The 16636-nt window shown below is 61.5% G+C and carries 19 protein-coding genes; 14 read left to right on the top strand and 5 right to left on the bottom strand.

Features of this window, described 5'->3' with window-relative positions; all coding sequences use genetic code 11:
• Window positions 1-13 precede the first annotated feature (13 nt).
• The 4 genes from NXT3_RS17800 to NXT3_RS17780 form a co-directional block, all read right to left on the bottom strand.
• Window positions 14-724, bottom strand: a complete 711-nt coding sequence (locus NXT3_RS17800; RefSeq protein ID WP_037417544.1) for a metallophosphoesterase family protein — start codon at window positions 722-724, stop codon at window positions 14-16.
• Between the two features lie 12 nt (window positions 725-736).
• The gene (locus NXT3_RS17795) at window positions 737-1546 is read right to left on the bottom strand and encodes a hypothetical protein (RefSeq protein ID WP_037417541.1); all 810 of its coding nucleotides are present in this window, start codon (window positions 1544-1546) and stop codon (window positions 737-739) included.
• 305 nt (window positions 1547-1851) lie between these two features.
• Window positions 1852-2457 carry a general stress protein gene (locus NXT3_RS17785; RefSeq protein ID WP_037417538.1) on the bottom strand — a complete coding sequence of 202 codons (606 nt, stop codon included), beginning with the start codon at window positions 2455-2457 and terminating at the stop codon, window positions 1852-1854.
• Window positions 2458-2521: 64 nt separating this feature from the next.
• A complete protein-coding gene (locus NXT3_RS17780; RefSeq protein WP_037417535.1) occupies window positions 2522-2833 on the bottom strand; it encodes a PepSY domain-containing protein in 312 nt (103 codons plus the stop codon).
• A 186-nt stretch (window positions 2834-3019) separates the two neighbouring features.
• Here NXT3_RS17780 and NXT3_RS17775 point away from each other — a divergent pair, with 186 nt between their 5' ends.
• Entirely contained in the window at window positions 3020-3181 is a 162-nt protein-coding gene (locus NXT3_RS17775; RefSeq protein ID WP_083853971.1) for a hypothetical protein, read from the top strand.
• A 410-nt stretch (window positions 3182-3591) separates the two neighbouring features.
• Here the strand turns inward: NXT3_RS17775 and NXT3_RS17770 are convergent, their stop codons facing one another.
• Complete coding sequence (locus NXT3_RS17770; RefSeq protein ID WP_097526200.1) at window positions 3592-3939, bottom strand: hypothetical protein; 348 nt, start codon at window positions 3937-3939, stop codon at window positions 3592-3594.
• Window positions 3940-4240: 301 nt separating this feature from the next.
• On the opposite strand from NXT3_RS17770, the gene NXT3_RS17765 reads away from it, so the two are divergent.
• From NXT3_RS17765 to NXT3_RS17715, 13 genes are all read left to right on the top strand, one after another.
• Window positions 4241-4912, top strand: coding sequence for a Crp/Fnr family transcriptional regulator (locus NXT3_RS17765; RefSeq protein ID WP_037389636.1), 672 nt, complete (start codon window positions 4241-4243; stop codon window positions 4910-4912).
• A gap of 150 nt (window positions 4913-5062) precedes the next feature.
• On the top strand, window positions 5063-7846 hold the full coding sequence (locus NXT3_RS17760) for an ATP-binding protein (protein ID WP_234819768.1): 2784 nt from the start codon (window positions 5063-5065) through the stop codon (window positions 7844-7846).
• A 135-nt stretch (window positions 7847-7981) separates the two neighbouring features.
• Window positions 7982-8350, top strand: a complete 369-nt coding sequence (locus tag NXT3_RS17755) for a hypothetical protein (protein ID WP_234828065.1) — start codon at window positions 7982-7984, stop codon at window positions 8348-8350.
• A 26-nt stretch (window positions 8351-8376) separates the two neighbouring features.
• A complete protein-coding gene (locus NXT3_RS17750) occupies window positions 8377-8925 on the top strand; it encodes a c-type cytochrome (RefSeq protein WP_234819769.1) in 549 nt (182 codons plus the stop codon).
• Window positions 8926-9279: 354 nt separating this feature from the next.
• Window positions 9280-10521: a tyrosine-type recombinase/integrase gene (locus NXT3_RS17745; protein WP_104839788.1), complete on the top strand. Its 1242-nt coding sequence runs from the start codon at window positions 9280-9282 to the stop codon at window positions 10519-10521.
• The gene (locus tag NXT3_RS17740; RefSeq protein ID WP_104839787.1) at window positions 10518-11120 is read left to right on the top strand and encodes a hypothetical protein; all 603 of its coding nucleotides are present in this window, start codon (window positions 10518-10520) and stop codon (window positions 11118-11120) included. The genes NXT3_RS17745 and NXT3_RS17740 overlap by 4 nt, the downstream gene beginning before the upstream one ends.
• Before the next feature lie 93 nt (window positions 11121-11213).
• Window positions 11214-11456: a helix-turn-helix transcriptional regulator gene (locus tag NXT3_RS31720; protein WP_158665354.1), complete on the top strand. Its 243-nt coding sequence runs from the start codon at window positions 11214-11216 to the stop codon at window positions 11454-11456.
• 118 nt (window positions 11457-11574) lie between these two features.
• A complete protein-coding gene (locus tag NXT3_RS31715; RefSeq protein ID WP_158665353.1) occupies window positions 11575-11748 on the top strand; it encodes a hypothetical protein in 174 nt (57 codons plus the stop codon).
• A 42-nt stretch (window positions 11749-11790) separates the two neighbouring features.
• Window positions 11791-13719: a bifunctional DNA primase/polymerase gene (locus NXT3_RS17735; RefSeq protein WP_158665352.1), complete on the top strand. Its 1929-nt coding sequence runs from the start codon at window positions 11791-11793 to the stop codon at window positions 13717-13719.
• A gap of 236 nt (window positions 13720-13955) precedes the next feature.
• Window positions 13956-14258 carry a hypothetical protein gene (locus NXT3_RS17730; RefSeq protein ID WP_104839785.1) on the top strand — a complete coding sequence of 101 codons (303 nt, stop codon included), beginning with the start codon at window positions 13956-13958 and terminating at the stop codon, window positions 14256-14258.
• Window positions 14259-14338: 80 nt separating this feature from the next.
• Window positions 14339-14566 carry a hypothetical protein gene (locus tag NXT3_RS17725; RefSeq protein WP_158665351.1) on the top strand — a complete coding sequence of 76 codons (228 nt, stop codon included), beginning with the start codon at window positions 14339-14341 and terminating at the stop codon, window positions 14564-14566.
• Between the two features lie 54 nt (window positions 14567-14620).
• Window positions 14621-15358 (top strand): HK97 family phage prohead protease, encoded by a 738-nt coding sequence (locus NXT3_RS17720; RefSeq protein ID WP_234828064.1) that lies wholly within the window; start codon window positions 14621-14623, stop codon window positions 15356-15358.
• 1 nt (window position 15359) lies between these two features.
• Complete coding sequence (locus NXT3_RS17715) at window positions 15360-16550, top strand: phage major capsid protein (RefSeq protein ID WP_104839782.1); 1191 nt, start codon at window positions 15360-15362, stop codon at window positions 16548-16550.
• The last annotated feature ends 86 nt before the right edge of the window (window positions 16551-16636 follow it).

The following is a 16636-nucleotide window of genomic DNA, read 5'->3' as shown; positions in this document are numbered from 1 at the left end:
GGGAGGTGCTCCCTCAGAACTCCAGGATCGCATAGGGCCGGCCTGTCGGCTTCTCGACGTGAGCAGCGACGTTGAAGACCGGTGCGCCGCCCGGCGTCGTGCCTTTGTAGGTGCCCTTGTGGGCGTGGCCGTGGACGACGGCGCTGACGCGGAACCGGTCGATGGTTTCCGCGAACCGGGAGGAGCCGAGGAAGGGATAGATCTCTTCCGGTTCTCCCGCGACGGTCTCGGCGATCGGCGCGTAGTGAAGCACGACCACGGAATGCTCGGCGCTGGTCTTGCGCAGCGCGTTTTCGAGGCGCATCGCTTCATCGACGGTCGCCGATACCATGGTCTTCAGTGCAGCTTCGCCGAAGGAACCGAGCATATGCCGTCCGAAACCGCCGACGAAACCCTTCGTGCCGGCAAAGCCGATACCGGCGATCTCGACCGCCTGGCCATCCAGGAGATGGACACCTGCCCTCATGAAGATCGACGAGATCTCCTCGACCGCGTCACATTGGTGATCGTGATTGCCGAGAACCGCCACCACCGGAACCGTGCAATATTTCAGATCGGCGGCGAGCAGCTCCGCTTCGGCCGGCTTGCCGAGATCGGTCAGGTCGCCGGCGATCACCAGCACATCGGCGACTTTGGAGACCTCCGAAAACAGGTCCGTAAAGGAGACCGAACCATCCTCTTTCATGTGGAGGTCCGCAACCGCGGCGACTTTCACCTTGCCCATGGTGACAACTCCCTATTTTCCTGTCGGCATCTCGAGGTCGCCGCCAACATCGGCAAACCCCCATTCGGTCACGTCGATCTGGTAGTCGGTGCGCGAATACATCCGCCCGCGGCAGATTTTCGTCTGCGGCAGCGGCAGATCCCGCTGCGCCGCCAGCCGGCTCAAAAGCTCGTCCATCAGCCACAATGGAACCCTGTCGCGCTCCGAAGGGTAGATCCACCGGAAATTGAGGAGGTGGATCAGCAACACCTCCCAATGCGCTTCCATATATTCGAGCAGCCGGCGCCAATCGATGCGGTCGTGGGTCTTGAGGATGGTGTGGGCGACGTCGGCGCCGTCGTAGCGCTCGCGAAGCTGGATGAAGGATTTCGACCAGACCAGTTCGGTCGGAGAGACGATCGATACCGGCGAGGCGCTGAGTTCCACCGGAAGAGCGTGTTCGAACCAGGCATCGTTGACGAGCATGGTTCCGTTCGGCGAGGCGAAGATGACGTCGAAGAAGAACTTGCCCTTGTAGACCTTGCCGAGCCAGCGGTCGTCCTCAATCTCGACCGAGTAGCCGCGCGATTTGAAATGCTTGAGGATGCGGGTGTAGTCGCCGGCCTTGCAGAAGACGTCGAGATCCTTCGTCGGCCTCGAGATGCCGGTATAGGCGCTGACGGCGAAGGTGCCGGCGATCAGAAACGGGATCTTGGATTTGACCAGTTCCGCAATCGCAGTGGCGACGAAGGCTTCGGCCTTCTCATCGACAAGCTGCGGCAGCGCGAGTGGCCTGCGGGTCGTTCGCGGCGACTTCGACTTGGGTGGCGTTGCCGATGGCATGCTTTCTCTCCTGCGACGGAACACCTACGAGAACACGCGAGAACTCGGCTAGGTTCCGCAGCATCGACAGCGCCTAGTGACTGGGTCGTTTGTGCGGCAGCTCCTCTCCCTCATTTCTGTGCTTGTCACAGAAATCCAGCCAGCCAAGTCCTTGGCTGAGAGACTCTTCCGCACCGCGGACGCGACGCTGCTGTATCCCTGTGACAGGCACAGAGAAGAAGCCGGAGAAAGACCTCCGCCGGAAGCACGTGGCGAAGTCGGATTCATGGGCGCGGCCGCGTGCGGCTGCGCCCATGGGGCCAATGCTACAGCGCCGGTGGGCGGTAGCGCTCGCGCTCGCGCTGAACGTCATCGAGGCTCATCGGCGCCGACGCGGCGTCGAACGTGCTCCAGCCTTCCTCGACATAGGCGCGCCGGCGAACCGAGGCGTCGACGGCATGGCGGTTTCTTAAGATCGCATCGGCTTGCGGGACGAGGGCCTCGTCGACCTTTGCCACGACCAGCGTGCCGCCCCGCCGCACGCCCTCGGCGTAAAGATGGGCGTCCTCTTCGGGAACGCCGGAGTCCGTCAGCGAGCCGACAATGCCGCCGGTGGCGGCACCCGCCACGGCTCCGGCGACCGCGCCGGCCGCCGTCGAGGCGAGCCAACCAGCGGCGACGACTGGTCCGACGCCCGGAATGGCCATCAGCCCGAGCCCGGTCAAGAGACCGACGGCGCCGCCGCCGGCCGCACCGAGACCAGCACCGACGCCGGCTCCTTCAGCCGCCCCTGAACTCTCGCCCGAATAGCGATCGCCGACATTGTTGGCGACGATGCTGATATCCTCCGACGGAATGCCTGCCGCCTCTAGGTCGTTCACCGCCTGTCGGGCATCGTGATAGTCGTCGAAAAGCCCTGCCACAGTTCTCATCTTCTTCTCCCTTTCTGTAGCGTTGAAGGGGATCACCGCCTCGTTCCCGGCCGCAACCACGCAGCTAGAGTGCGGTAATGTTGCCCTGGTAATCGAGAGCGACGGTGACGGACTTGCCGTCCTTCATGGCGGTTGCACGCCAAATACCCTGATCGTCGAGCTTCAACCCCTTGACGTCGGCATATCCGGCTTGCTCGATCCGCTCGCGCGCCTGGTCTTCCGTAAAACTGTTCTTGCCGGCGACGGGGGCTTCGGGGTTCTCAGCGCCGGGAGTGGCGATCGCCGGTGTGCTTCCGCCGGAAGTTGCCGACTGCCCAAAGGCCGGCATTGCCGCAGCGCTCAAAAGCACTGCAACGCCAAAGATCGTGTTTTTCATAGCCTTTCCTCTCTCGGGGATTCTTTTCCCGGTTAACCAAACTGGCCGGGCATGGTTTGGTTCCGAGTTGCGCGCCGCGGAGGAGTGCGCCGGGTAAGCGGGCGCCAAGGAGAGGCGTTCTCCCGGAACTTTCCCGGGCTTCGACGGTTGGCGCTGCCGTCAATCGAAATCTCTGAGGAGAGCGCAATGGCTACAAATGTGAAGGACGGCAAGGCGCCGAAGGGCTCCAGCGGAACGCATGGCGGAAACCGCGCGGGCGACCAGGTCAAGAAGGGCGCGGCACAGAAAGGCGAGGCCAAGAAGAGCAGCCAAGCGACGGGCAAGGACCCGCAACGGGGCAAGGGCTGAGGCCTTCAAGCAAGGGCGCAAACAAAAGGCCGGGCTCAGCCCGACCTCTCATCGCCACCTCCCGCCACTGCCAGTACATCCGTGGTCAGCGACGAGAGGGACAGTAAAAGCAGTGTAGGCGCCGATTGTTACAGTGGCAAGACGCTCAAAAGGGGGTGTTTGGCTATGAGACGTCATGTTCTTTGACGTCGCGACTTTCGGATTCCGGCCGCAATCCGCCTGCCGTCGCGGTTGACACGGTCCCACAACGCCGCGCGTTTTTATCAGACGCGCAAAGTCGCTGTCGCACTTTGAAATGCTGCATGTCTCCGGGGGCGCCGACGAGATCTAGCCCGCGCACCTCGCCATCACGACGTTTGAGCGAAGTTTGTCTCCCGCAAAACATCGCGTTCGGGCGGGGCGAACCGAATCTATTTACCGGCATGTACCAGTTGGGGAGCGTGCTCGGCGCCTTCCACGAAGAGTTTGCCGCCGGTCCGGGAGATTTCGACGGCTTGGCTGGGCTCGTCCAACCGGCCTGGAATCGAAATCGTGAGGCCGCGGCCCTCGTCCAGTGTCACCTCGAAGCGCACGGGAGAACCCGCCTCTCCGTCCGCGATCGTGGTGACCACACGGAAATCGTCACCGGCTTCCGTGTAATAGACGACGCCATGGTAAGCGCCGAGGTCGATGCTTTCGCCTTGCAGGGCCTCAAGTTCACCCGCAAAGGCGCTGCTTGCCGTCACGCAAAGAGCCGCGAGAACTGTGTATCTGCACATCGTCGCCTCCCTGCTGCATAATTCCTTAGATCGGGAATCGATTTAAGGACAAAATCATGCAGCAATTCAAAGTGCTACAGCACCTTTGCGCGTCTTGTACGACGTGCGGCGCGGTAGCCGAGAAAGGTCCGAACAAGACCTGTGCCTGAGGTTACTAGGCGTGCATAACTTCGTCTGTGATTATTCGCACAGGGGCTGACAATCCAACTCAAACGGAGACCGTGCGCCGACGGCCAGGGCCCTATTTCCATTTGCTGCCGAAGCCAAAGGATGTAGATTTGGCCGAACGGAAGCACTGGCCATGACACGTTCGCCTGATTTCCTTTCGAGACTGGACAATAAGGCCGTTGCTGCGTTGTCGGAGCGCTGGATCGTTCGTAGTTACGCCCCCCAGGAGTTGATCATCGCCCATGGCGAAAGCGGGCGCGATGTGTTCTTCATACTTGAGGGACACGCCCGCGTGACCCTCTTTTCGACGAACGGTCGCGAGGTCCTTTACGGTGACCGCGGGCCCGGTGATATCGTCGGGGAACTGGCCGCTATCGATGGCAAGGCGCGATCGGCGACAGTCCTGGCCATCGACGCGACGCGTGCCGCAAGGTTGCCGGCGAAGGACTTCCGCAGCCTGATCGCGGACCACCCGGAGTTTTCGTGGGCTCTCCTCGAATACCTGTCGGCGGGCATAAGGCACATGACCGACCGGGTTTACGAGTTCAGTACTCTGGTCGTGCGTCGGCGTCTCATCCTCGAATTGCTTCGCCGCGCTGACGAAGCGCATGCAGACGACAGGCAGGCCGTCATAAACCCGGCGCCCACTCATTTCGAACTGGCCGCCTCCATCAGCACGCAGAGGGAAGCGGTTTCTCGGGAAATGAGCACTCTCTCGAAAAGGGGACTGATCGAGAGACGCGGCCGCAGGCTGTTGCTCTGCGACCTTGCGGCCCTTGAAATGCTCGCGGGAAAGGAAGGGTAGCGGGCCAAAGTGCTGCAGCGACCCTTACGCGTCTGATAGGACGCGCGGAGCTATGGGACCGATTTCCTTGTAGAAGAACTGCTCGGCCACTGCATTCGCGGCATGGTTTCGACGTAGCGCTGGAGCAACCACAAGAGGATTACTCGCCATTTGGAAGACAATACGAAAAGCCATACCGATTTATTTGTCGGAATGCGGCCTTCAACGCGCACAAACCTCATCGTTGTTTGCTATACTCCCGAAGGGGAATTCGCGATGCTGCTCGATCGAGAGGGTCCACTCGAGGCTTTGCTGGCCGCAATACGGAGTGCGGCGGTCGGTCGGGGCAGCACAGTGCTGCTGGAAGGCGAAGCCGGGATCGGCAAGAGTTCTCTCCTGCGCGAGTTCGCCGAGCAGGTGGATAAAGACTGCCGGGTGTTGTGGGGCTGGTGCGAGGCGCTTTTCACGCCGTGTCCGCTCGGACCTTTGCAGGACATGGGGCAATCGTTTGACCCGCGCGTGGCAGCACTGCTCGATCAGGCGGCTCCGCCAGAGCGCCTCTTTCCGGCGTTATTGAATGTGCTCCAGCACGCCAGTAGTGCGATCATACTCATCTTCGAGGATGTACACTGGGCCGACAACGCGACGCTGGACCTTGTGAGATATCTTGGTCGCCGCATCTCGTTGCTTCCCACCGTGCTGGTACTCAGTCTGCGCAGCGATGAAATCGGCGCCGATCATCCCCTGACGCACGTGCTCGGCGATCTTCCGTCCGCGTCAGTCACGCGCATAGTGCTTGAACCGCTGTCTCCCGCAGCAGTGGCCATACTGGCTGAGCAGGCGGGCCGCTGCGCCGCTGATCTCTATCGCATTACGGAGGGCAATCCCTTTTTCGTCACCGAACTTTTGGCAAGCGGCGCGACCGAGCCTGGGCGCGTACCGGATTCGATACGCGATGCGGTCTGGGCGCGCCTGTCGCGGCTGACAGCGGGTGAGCGTGAAGTACTTGAAGTGATCAGCATAGTGCCAGGCAGCGTGGAGCCTTCCCTTACCCGGGCTCTGCTCGGTGTCGAGGCCGAGGCACTGGTTGACCAGTGCGTGGCGCGCGGACTGTTGCGGCGAGACAACCAAGGGGACGTGACGTTTCGACATGAGCTTGCCCGGCAGGCGACGCTCGACCGGCTGGCACCGACCCTTCAGAGGTCACTCCATGCAAAGGTGGAGACAGCGCTGTCGCAAGTCCTCACGACACAAGCATCTACCCTGCTTTCACGCCGGGTACACCACGCGGCTGGAGCCGATGATGGGGCACGCGTTCTCGAACTCGCGCCGCAAGCCGCAGCGCATGCGGCGCGTCTGGGCGCCCACCGAGAGGCGGCCTCGCATTTGGCGATGGCTCTCAGATACGTTGCGCGGGCGGCACCGGAGCTGACCGCACGGCTTTACGAGGACTGGGCTTACGAGGCCGGACTGACGCTCCTCGTCTACGAACCGGTGATCGAGGCGCACCATCGTGCCATCGCGATCTGGCGCGAACTCGGACGCATCGACAGGATCGGTCCCAACCTGTGCAGGCTATCGCGGCTGCACTGGCGCCGCGGCGAAGGCCAGCCGGCAGAGGACTACGCAGAGCAGGCGGTGCGCGAAATGGAAAAGCTGCCGCCCGGCTCGGAACTGGCGATGGCCTATAGCACACGCTCTCAACTTCATATGCTCCACTATCGCTTCGACGAAGCGATAGATTGGGGGATGCGGGCGATCGCACTCGGCGACCGATTGGGTGAGATCGAAACGCGCGTTCACGCTTTGAACAATGTCGGCACCGCGCTCCTTTTCGCCGCCCGCCCGGGCGGCCGCGAGCGGCTTGAGGAAAGCCTGGCACTGGCGCTCGAGCACGAGTTCCACGACCATGCGGCGCGAGCCTACACCAACTTCGCGGAATGCGCGGTCGTGTCCAAGGACTTTGTCCTGGCCGAACGCCTGTTGGCCGAAGGCATCGCATTCGCCAGCAGGCACGATCTCGATTCGGCAGCGCAATACCTGCTCGGTCGACAAGCGCAGCTTCGGATGGAGCAGGGCCGTTTTCGCGAAGCTGAGACCATTGCGCAGGGCGTCATGAATCTGGTACGCCTGCCGATGGTCATGCACTTGCCGGCGCTTACCGTGCTCGGAACTGTGCGTGTGCGGCTGGGCGAGCCCGGTGGTTTGGCGCTTCTCCAGCAGGCCCTCCATGAGGGATTGGCGACGGGAGAGCCCCAGCGTATCGTGCCAGTCCGCCTGGCGCTGGCCGAAGCGGCCTGGCTTGCCGAAGATCACAGTGCTGGTCACGAGCAGTTGACTGCCGTCGCGGCAATGGATCTCGACAATTTCCGTAGCTGGGACTTCGGCGAACTGGCGGTCTGGTGGCAGCGATGCGGTATGGCCACGCCGCTGCCGGAGTCGAAGGTACAGATTCCCTTGCCGCGCTCTGCCGAACTCCGCGGCGATCCCTTGGCGGCGGCAGCCGAATGGGATCGCCTCGGGCTTCCCTATGAAGCGGCGCTCGCCCTGATGCAGGTTCGCGGAGGCGGTACTGGGCCGGCACTGGCTCGCGCCGTCACGATGTTCGAGTCGTTGGGGGCGCGTCCCGCTGCGGCGCTGGCGCGGAAGCAGGCGCAGCGCTTAGGTATTGCGGGCCAATTGCCGAAGAGCCGCAGGGGGCCATACGGGACCGCCCGCCGTCACCCGCTCGGGCTGACGCGGCACGAACAACAAGTGCTCGCCTTGATCGCGGCGGGCATGAGCAACAAGGAAGCCGCCCAGCGTCTGTCACGCTCTCCGCGCACGATCGAGCATCAGGTCTCGGCCGTGCTTGGCAAATTCAACGCCGCCAACCGGATGGAAGTGCTCCTGCGCCTGCGCGGCGAGCCATGGCTCCTGTCAACCGCCGACGCCCTGCAAACTGTCGAAAACTAGGCAAGCTCGCGAAATTTAGGGAACCGGCGCCCGGCAAATTGGGGGCCGGTACCGATGTGACTTGGCGGCTGCACGCATAGGCTCCGATGATGGGAAAAGACTGCCCAGACAGTCTATTGCGGAGGAGGAGAAACGATGACCAGATGTTCTACCGCATGCGCAATGGCCTTACTCGCCATGACAGGGGTTGCCGTCGCGTCAGAACTGGCGCCGGGAAATGGCCACAGCGTTCATCTCGGTCTCTTCGATGGTGCGGTGTATTACACGGTCGAGAAAGACGGCTATCGGGTGGTTGCGACTTTGGCCTCTGGAACGGAAGCGCAGCCGATACGCTTCGTGTCCACACTCGGACCGGGGGAGCGGCTGATGATCTCTGTGCCGCAAGCCATCGGCCAGCCGTCTGCCGACTTCGAGATCATACGCGAGGGCGAAATTCTCCACGTGCAGGAGCCCAGCGGCAATCTGATCGACAGCGTCGCAACCAGCGCCGTACTCAAGGAGTGACTCTTTTTGGGTCAAAGATATCTCGGGTGATTCGTGCGCGCTTCACTCAGGAGATGCCGGCCCAGCAGCCCGCCCCCTCACCACCGCAGGAATGCGAATTCGGGACGTCGACCATCGTACACGCGGCCGATCGCCTCCTAAACGCCTTCCTGTGGAAGAGGCGTCCATTGCAACCGCAGCACCTGGTTCTATTCGCCCTCGCCTGTGGCTTCGCGCTCGGTTCCGGGGGATTTTCGCAGGACGCCGCGGCCGACAAGCTCTATAAAGTTGTCGATGGCATGGCCGATGCGCGGACCTACAATGGTTACCGACGTTATCATGGCGGGTGCAACCATTGCCACGGCCCCGATGGAGTGGGCTCGACCATTGCGTCCTCTCTTGTCGACCGGCCGCTCGATATCGAGAACTTCAGGCGCGTTGTTCGCGACGGCCAGAGCAGCAGCGAAAACTCGTTCATGAAAGGGTTCGCCGACGACCCCAATTTCGCGCCTTATATCGACGACATTTACGCCTATCTGCAGGCCCGCGCCGACGGCGCACTCGGCCGGGGGCGGCCAAAGAGACTGGAGCCGTAGAGCCGCTTCGACAACGTAGAAGCTTGATTTCCGGAGGGCGAAGCGTTCTCAAGAGCGCTGGCGCAAAAGGACCTTCGGGAGTCACCCGATCAGACACGTTCTGCGCTTAGGTGATTATTGGGATTCAATTCAAATGGTGATCCCGGCGCGATTCGAACGCGCGACCCCCAGATTAGGAATCTGGAAATTTCGGCTTCCAGCCGCTAAAAACAGCGCAATTTTGGTATTTGCCAACCGAATGTTTTTCCTTAAAATTTAGCCGTGATAGCCCGACGTTAGCCGGTGTTTCCATCTAATCTTGATAGCCCAAAGTTAGCCACTGGCTAACGTCGGGCTAACGTCTCGGAGGCCAAATTGACACGGCGAAAAACCCTTTCGGACCTCGGCGTCCAAAACCTCAAACCCAAGGCGGCGCGTTACATTTTTCCCGATCCAGAGCTAGGCGGGCATTACGTCCGCGTGATGCCAACTGGCAGCAAGAGCTTCGTGGCGCTGGCCCGCGACCCAAACGGAAAACAAGTCTGGGCGACAATCGGTGCGACCGATCTTTACGACATCGAAAAGGCCCGCGAACTGGCCCGCGAGGCGATCAAGCGCATCAAGGCCGGCTTCCCCCCATTCGAGCAGAAGGAAAAGCCGGACACCTTCAAGGATGTAGCTGACGATTGGCTGAGGCGACATGTCCAGCAGAAGGGTTTGCGCTCAGAGGCGGAAGTGACGCGCCTGCTAAACGCCCATGTGCTCCCCCTCTGGAAGGACCGCTTGTTTCATACGATCCGGCGGAGCGACGTGACGGCGCTCCTCGATGAGGTGGAGGATGACCATGGCGCACGGCAGGCAGACTATGTACTCGCCATCGTGCGCGGGATCATGAACTGGTATGCGGCGCGGCATGACGATTACCACCCGCCAATCGCGCGCGGCATGCGGCGGACGGACCCAAAGAGCCGCAAGCGTGCCCGCATCCTCGATGACAAGGAAATCAGTGCTGTCTGGTCGCTGGCAGAGAAAAACGGCACCTTCGGCGCGATCATCCGGCTGGCGCTGTTGACGGCGCAACGGCGCGAGAAAATCGGCGCGATGAAATGGGACGATATCGCCGCCGACGGTGTTTGGAATATCCCGAGCGAGGCGCGCCAGAAAGGCGTGGGCGGCGCTCTGCAACTACCGGAAGCGGCGCGGAAGATCGTCGCAGGGCAAAACCGCATCGGGGAAAATCCATATGTATTTCCCGGACGCGGGAACGGTCATTTTCAGGGCTGGAGTCCGTGCAAGCGAGTTTTTGATGAAAAACTATTGACCGGCTTGCGCGAGGACATGGCCGAGCGAGGCGACTATCCCGATCTGGCAAAGCTTGAACCGTGGGTTATCCATGATCTACGCCGTACGGCACGCTCGCTCATGTCCCGCGCCGGAGTCCGATCCGATATCGCCGAGCGAGTCATGGGCCACGTTATCCCCGGCGTCGAGGGGGTTTACGACAGACACAGCTATTTCGAGGAAAAGAAAGACGCCCTGAATCGGCTGGCGGCGCTGATCGAAACAATCGTCAATCCGCCTGCGGCCAACGTCACGCCATTGAGGGCAGCTCTGTGAGCGGCGGGAAGGCGAGTCGCTGGATACCCGAGCCCGAAGCCGTTCAGCATATTTGCGAGATCACAGGCTTTGACGAGACGGATGCCAAGCGGGATTTACGCGGCCATATCATCGCTGGCGATGTCGAGGTTCGTGCCCGACGCGCTGAATTCAAACCAGCGGAGGGCGAAGACCCCGACTGGCTGCGGTCTAACGAATTACTGAGGGGCCACCTGAGCTATGGCCACGTCATCGAGTGGACCGACGACCACATTGTGATCTCGGAGGACTCCCAGAAAGAGGCGACCGGCAGGCCCACCGGTCGCATCGTCGCGACCGGCATTGAGTTGAGCCGCCTCGATTTGCTCCGGCTGTGGCCGGATGAAAGGGATAACGGACAAGCAACTCCATTGGCACGACCGCGCGGGGGACGGCCAACAAAGTATGATTGGGCCGCAGCTTCCGGCTTTCTAAGCAGATATGTCGTCGACAATGATCCGTCGAAGACAGAGGCGGCAAGGGCACTTAGAGACTGGTTTAGAAACAGAGAGCAAGCGCCGGACTTCCGTGATCTTGAGCGCATGGTGGACGAGGCGTTTAAAAGCGGGAAAACCGGCTGAAACGAGTTTTACCGGGGTTTTGCCGGGTTTTACCGGAGACAGACGGGGGCTTTCGCGGGTCAACTCCTAGGCACATCCAAGGAGTTAAGTCCGATGACCCGTTTGCTTCGCTTCGTCCATCTCAAAGAGCGTCAGATCGTGCAGAACTGGCCGCAACTGCGCCGCATGGTTGAGCGCTATGGCTTCCCGCCCGGTCTACTGCTGGGCCCCAATACTAGGGCGTGGCGTGAGGACGAGGTCGAGCAATGGCTTGCCAGCCGTCCCACTGCGCCAAAGCCAGAACCACGCAAATCCACGGCGCACAAATCCGCCATAGAAATTGCTGTCGAACGATGAAACCGCCGCGCTGAGAAACGCGGCGGCTCGAAAGGTCTTAGGGCACTTGGAACGGCCCAAATGTAGACTTATCGCGGCACATCCGCAACTCGCGGCGTCCACCGAAGAGGTGAACGTCATGAACGGATTTCGCAAATCACTCGAAACCTACCGCGCCTTGCTCGAAGTGCGCGAGCGTGACATCGACCGGCTGATTGCCCAGCGCGACGCCGACCGCTTGTTCCTGCTCGTGCTCCTTGAGCGCGGCCATATTGCCGCCGCTAAAGCGATTCTTCAGGAGCAGCTGTCATGACGCTGCGCGCCGTCGATGCCCGGATCGCGGGAGGTTGAGCGTATGGCCGTCGATCTGGTCTCAGCCGCCCTGCAATACGCCGCCCTCGGCTGGCCGGTCTTTCCGGTCAATCCAAGGAACAAGCGCCCGCTGGTCGAGCACGGCCTGAAGGCCGCCACGACCGACGCTGACACGATCACCGCATGGTGGCGGAAATTCCCCAAGGCGATGATCGGCCTCGTGACTGGCGCGCCGTCCGGGCTGGTCGTGCTCGACATCGATCAGGATGAAGCCAAGGGACTCGACGGCGGGGCGTCATTGGCCGCGCTGCTCAATGGCGCAGGTGTGACGGAAACCCTCACAGCGCGCACGCCGCGCGGTGGCCAGCACCTCTATTTTGCGCACCCGCATGATCGGGTCATCCGCAACAGCGCCAGCAAGCTCGGCCCCGGCCTCGATGTGCGTGGTGACGGCGGCTATGTCATCGCGCCACCTTCGATCAATGCCGCCGATGCCGCCTATCAGTGGGAACCATCGTGGCGACCAATCCAGCCTTGCCCGGCGTGGCTGCTGCCGAAGCCGGAAGCGAGGCGACCGAAGCCAAATGGTCACGACACGAGCGCGCACTTGGATGACGCGCGCCGCCGCGCCTATGGCGAAACCGCTTTGCGGGGCGAATGCGATAAGGTTGCTTGTGCACTTGAACCTCGTCGCAATGACACGCTCTTCAAAAGCGGCTGCCGTCTGTTCGAACTCGTCGCGAGCGGCATCCTAAGCGAAAGCGAGGTCCGCGACGCTCTATGGTCGGCATCCCGCGCCTGCGGCCTCGATGACGACGAGATCGGCGGAACGATCAACAGCGCCTATGAGCACGGTTCGCAACAGCCGCGAGGGCCGAGGCCGAACAGCGACTCCAATCGCAGCTATAGACCGCAGCAAGATAACGGCAGCGCCACGGGCACGGCGAATGGCCACGCTATCGAACACTCCGAAATCTACGATGCCGCCGATCTGCGCTTTCAGACCTTCGCGCCGCTGCGGCAGATCGCTGGCGAGATCATCGTCGAAGGTCTGACGGTACTCGCCGCCCGTCCGAAGGTCGGCAAGACCTGGTTAATGCTCGACATCGCGATTGCCGTCAGCGAGGGCGGCTATTGCCTCGGAAATCTTGAGTGCGAGCAGGGCGACGTGCTCTTTCTCGCCTTGGAAGACAATCCACGGCGGTTCCAGCGGCGCTTGACGAAACTGCTCGGCGTTCACAAGCGGGAATGGCCGCGCTTCAAGGTCGCGCATAAATGGCCGCGCGCCGATCAAGGCGGGCTCGACCAGCTTCGCAACTGGATAGCCAGCGCTGAAAACCCCCGGCTGATCGTCATCGATGTTTTCGCCCGCTTCCGAAAGCCGGTGCCAGCCGGAAAACAGAATTACGATACCGACTACGGCTCAATCAGCGAGCTGCAGAGCCTTGCCGCCGAGATCGGTGTGGCCATCGTGGTCGTGCATCACCTTCGCAAGTCCGAAGCCGATGATGATCCTCTCGATACGGTGAGCGGCACGCTCGGGCTGACCGCCGCCGCCGACAGCATTCTTGTCATCAATAAGACCGCGCAAGGCACGTCGATCTATGGGCGCGGGCGCGATACCGACGAGATCGACTTGGCGATGAAATTTGACCCGGAGACTGCGCGCTGGACCATCCTCGGCGAGCGCCCCGAGGTCGAGCGCAGCGACGAGCGGCGCGCCATCATCAGGGTTCTGGAAGAAGCCGGAGAACCAATGTCGCCAAAGGACATCGCGGCAGCGCTTGGCCGCAAGGATGTAAGTGTCCGGGCTTTGCTTTCGAAGATGCTCAAGAAGGGCGAGATCACCCAGCCGAAATACGGCGTCTATGCCATTTCTTCACCCCCCGGCAACAGTGGCAACACCGGCAACAGTAGCACCGAAGAAGGCTCGGAAACCCAGCAAAACCAGGGTTTCTGGTGGAACCGCTAATGTTGCCGGTCAAGGACGGGAACCGGCAACAGTTCGGAAGACCGGCAACAGTTGGATGCAACCTGAAGAGAGAAGAAATGAGACTCCAGCCGTCCCCTGAAACACCCACAACACTGCAACAGTTACAACAACCAAAGCGCGTGAGAGTTGCCGCTGTTGCCGGTGTTGCGGGGGGTAGCACGTAACCACGAACGGCAAGCCCGAGCCGATGATCTCGGCAATGAAGGAGAAGTGAAATGAGCAATCGGAACGATGTTGGATTGTTGTACATGAACGACCCGGCCCGTGTCGCGGAAACCGCTGCTTTCAAAGCGGATCAGATAAGGGCGGTCATAAAGTTCGTTGGTTTCGAAGACCCTAGCGAGCTGATCGCTCTCTTGAAGGCGCGCGGCCCGCATTACCGCACGATCAAGATTGGCGAAGACGCGCTTGCGACGATCCGGGCGCTGTCAATCGTCAGTCTCGAACTTCAGGAGCGGTTCACCGACTTGGGCTACGAGCCGGGTGACTTCGACGAAGAAGATGAAGAAGCGGCGTGATTTCCGAAAAAATGCTGCTCCGGTTTTCGCCGGAGCAGCCGCGCAAATTCCGCGCCCAGCGCGCCAAAGGAGAGACCACCATGCCGAAAGCATCCTTTTCCATGCAAGAGCAAGCCCAGTTCGCCGAGGCCGTGGCGCTATCGGTAGAGGCACTGAAGCGCAGCGGCATGCATGAGGCGAAGGCGCTCGTCGGCCTGCTGTCCCTCGCAGCAGTCGGCGGCATTAGCCTCGTAGGCGCGCAAAGGGTCGCCGAGACCCTGCGCGACTTGGCCGACGAGATCGAGGCGAGCGACCACGCCAAACATTGACCAAGCTTGGTAGCGTGGTATCCTAATACCGGCTCGATTGTGCGTATGAGGCCGATGGAGCCACGGCTACCAGACCGTTCCAACATAGAACGACAACCGCGCGTTCACGCGCCGTTTGGTAGCAGCCCTATGCAAAAATTCAATCCGCAAACCCGCTTTGCCGCCGCGCTCGATCTCGACGTAAAGGCCGATAACGAAGGCGTTTTGACCGGATACGCATCTCTTTTCGATGTGGTCGACCGGCAATCCGAAATCGTTCGCCCGGGCGCGTATCGCCGCACGCTTGCCGAGCACAAAATGCAAGGCACCAGCCCGGCGCTTCTGTGGAGCCACAAACTCGACCGCCCCATCGGGCGATGGGTCGAACTTCGGGAGGATCAGCGCGGCCTGTGGGCGAAGGGCAAGCTGTCGCTAAACACCGATGCCGGTAAGCAGGCCTACGCGCATCTGGTCAACGGCGATCTGGACGGCCTGAGTATCGGCTTTGTCGTGCCCGAGGACGGTCGCAAATACCTCGGCGATGGAACCTTCGAGCTGCTCGAAATCGAACTCGTGGAAATCTCTGTCGTGACCGCGCCTGCCAATCAAGGCGCGCGCATTTCATCGGTCAAGGCGCTCTCCACGAAGTCCGAATTCGTCGACCTGTTCCGAGCAAGCGGCCTATCCAAGGCTACCGCAAGACGTGCGGCGGCAGGTGCGTGGCGGGCGCTTCAGGATGACGACACGCACGAAAATGCAAAGGCGCTAATTTCGGCCATCGAGGCCGCCACAGCGCTCATCAGGAGCAAGTAGCATGATCTACCCTCAGAAGCATCTAACGCGCCAGGCACGCGCCCTGCTGGCCGCTGGCGCGTGTTTTCACCGCAAGGACGCAGGTAATGATGACGATCCGTTCGCGGCACTCACCAAGGCGTTCGGCACCCATACCGAAGAAGTCCTGCGACGCTTAGGTGGCACTGATCAGGATGTCGCAGCGATCAAGGAACAGCTTGCGGAAATCGAGCAGCGTGCCGCACGCGGTTCCTTCGGCGGCAGCAACCACCATTTCGAAAGCTGGGGCGCGCAGGTCGCTGATGCGCCCGAGATCAAGGCGCTTGCCGACGGGGGTGAGCGTGGCAAGGCACGCATTCTCGTCAAGGCCCTGACTTCAGACATGGCATCGGCTGGCGCGCTTGCTCCACCTGACCGGCAACGCAACATCACGCTGCTGCCCAAGCGTCGGCTCACCGTGCGCGATCTTCTCGGCATCGGTCAGACCAGCTCGAACAGCGTCGAATTTATGAAACAAAGCGGGTTCACCAACTCCGCAGCACCGGTTGCGGAAGGTGCCTTGAAGCCGGAATCGCAAATCACTTTCGAGCTGGCCGATGCGAAGGTAAAGACGATTGCCACTTGGATCAAAGCCAGTCGCCAAATCCTCGCCGATGCGCCTCTGCTGCGCTCGACGGTCGACGGCGAACTGACCTATGCGATTGCTTTTGTCGAGGAAGGGCAACTGTTGCATGGTGACGGGACCGGGCAGAACCTGCACGGCATCATCCCGCAAGCGACGGCATACGAGACGACGCGCAATCAGGCGGGCGATACGCGCTTCGACACGATCTTGCACGCGATAGAGCAGGCCGAGATTGCCGACCTGCCTGCTTCCGGCGTCATCCTTCCGACCAGCGATTGGTTCGCCATGGTCGGCACCAAGGGCGACGACGGACACTATTTGTCCGGCCTTGGCCCGCTGGCGAACGTGCCGCCCAGACTGTGGCAACTGCCCGTCGTTTGGACGAACTGCCTTGCAGCCGGTGACTTTGTGGTCGGCGCGTTCGAGAGCGCCGTGACCTTGTTCGACAGGCAGCAGACCACGATTGAGGTCGGGCATGTTAATGACGATTTCATTCGCAATTTGCTCACGATTTTGGCGGAGGAACGGGTCGCGCTGGCGGTCAAGCGGCCCGAGGCAATCATCCACGGATCGTTCCCGACGGCGTGACGGAACCGGCGAGCGCGAATACCGCGCGGCTCTACCGAGGCGGCGGGCGTGGAGGGAGGCAATATCTCCCGCCCGCTGGTTCGCTT

This window comes from Sinorhizobium fredii, from assembly GCF_002944405.1.
Taxonomy (GTDB): Bacteria; Pseudomonadota; Alphaproteobacteria; order Rhizobiales; family Rhizobiaceae; genus Sinorhizobium; species Sinorhizobium fredii_C.
Note: the sequence above shows the minus strand (reverse complement) of the source record. Positions and strands in the feature narration are given on the sequence as shown.